The organism is Rhodococcus sp. 1168 (assembly GCF_002091955.1).
In the GTDB taxonomy this organism is placed as follows: Bacteria; Actinomycetota; Actinomycetes; order Mycobacteriales; family Mycobacteriaceae; genus Rhodococcoides.
Map to the genome: position 1 here is coordinate 1 of NZ_MKKY01000045.1, position 1,946 is coordinate 1,946.

1 protein-coding gene is annotated in these 1,946 nt (G+C 60.0%); it reads right to left on the reverse strand.

Translation table 11 applies throughout. The features are described 5' to 3' along the window. On the reverse strand, positions 1–1,946 hold a 1,946-nt coding region (locus tag BJI47_RS08580), incomplete at both ends, for a non-ribosomal peptide synthetase (protein ID WP_125458676.1).

A 1,946-nucleotide genomic window follows, 5' to 3' on the forward strand; every position in this document is an offset into this window, starting at 1 on the left:
CACCGCAAGCGGAATATTGTAAGCAGGCGAAGACGTATCGAACTGATTGATAAACCACATCCGACGCTGCGCCAGCGACAACGGAATCACCGACGGCCGCTCCACCACACCCAACACCGGACGAGCACCTCGGCCCTTGGAACTTCCGGCGCGTAGCGCCAACTCCTCGATGGTCGGTGCCTCGAAGAGGTCGAGAACTCTTAATTCGGTACCGAGCTCCGCGTTGACGCGCGCCACGAGTCGTGTTGCGACGAGCGAATTTCCACCGAGGTCGAAGAAGCTTTCGTCGATACCTATTCTGCGGCCGTCGAGTAGTTCGGTGAACACGTCGGCGATCTTTTGCTGTTGTGCTGTTTCCGGAGAACGGAATTCGGACTTGCGTCCGAGTTCCGGGGTGGGTAGTGCTCGGCGGTCCAACTTACCCGCCGCAGTCAACGGAATCGAATCCAACACCACAAACACCGACGGAACCATATGCCCCGGCAACACCGACACCACCCGCTCACGCACCACCTCGACATCGACCAACCCACCACCGACACCGAACACATACGACACCAACACCGTCGCCCCCGTAGGACCATCGACACCCACCGTCGCCACGAAATCAACCTCAGGAAGAGCCGCGATCACCGCATCGATCTCACCCAACTCGATCCGGAAACCACGAACCTTCACCTGAAAATCACTACGACCCACATACTCCAAAACCCCAGAACCAGTCCACCGCACCACATCACCCGTGCGATACATCCGCTCCCCCACAACCGAAAACGGCGCCGCGACGAACCGCTCCGCCGTCAAACCCAACCGATCATGATAACCACGCGCCAACCCCGGACCAGCCAAATACAACTCACCCGCAACACCCACCGGAACCGGCTGCAAACGCGAATCCAACACCACCACAGCAAAACCCGACACCGGAGAACCGATATCAACCGGAACACCCGGCGACATCGGCGCACTCAACGACGCAAACACCGTCGCCTCCGTCGGACCATACGCATTGAACATCAACCGACCCGGCGCCCAACGATCAACCAAATCCGACCCAGAAGCATCACCACCGGTCGCCACCACTGCAAGCGCATCCAGACCGGCCGGATCCACCGACGCCAACGCCGCCGGCGTGACGAACGCATGCGTGACGGCCTCCTCACGCAACAACTGAGCAAGCTCCACACCACCGAAAACATCGGTCGGCGCAATCACCATCGTCGCACCACCAGAAAACGCCAACACCAACTCGAGCACCGACGCATCGAAACTCGGCGACGCAAACGCCAACGTCCGCGAAGCAGGAGTAACCCCGAACCGAACCCGCTCCACCTCAGCCAAATTCGACAGACCCCGATGCGTCACCACCACACCCTTCGGCACACCCGTCGAACCCGACGTATAAATCAAATACGCAGCATCATCGAGACGAACCGAACCCAACCGATCGCTGCTCAAAAGTGGCTCGGCTGAAAGATCGTCGAGTTCTCCTACGGTCGACTCCTCATCCATGACGATCCACGACACCCCGCCGGCGGCCTGCCCCAGATCGGACACATACTCAGCCGCAGTAATACCCACCGCCGCACCAGAATCGGACAACATATGAGCAATACGATCCACCGGATACGACGGATCCACCGGTAAGAACGCACCACCAGCCTTCGCCACCGCCCACACCGCAACCACCGACTCCACCGAACGCCGCAACCCCAACGCCACAAACGAACCCACACCCACACCACGACCGATCAACAACCGCGCCAACCGCGACGACCGAACATCCAACTCCCCATACGACACCGACACCCCACCACACACCAACGCAATCGCATCCACACCGGCAACACCCACCGCAGCAGACAAAATCTCCGGCAACAACCCACCCACCACCGACACACCACCACGCACCGGCACCAACAACTCACGCTCGGACACCGACAACA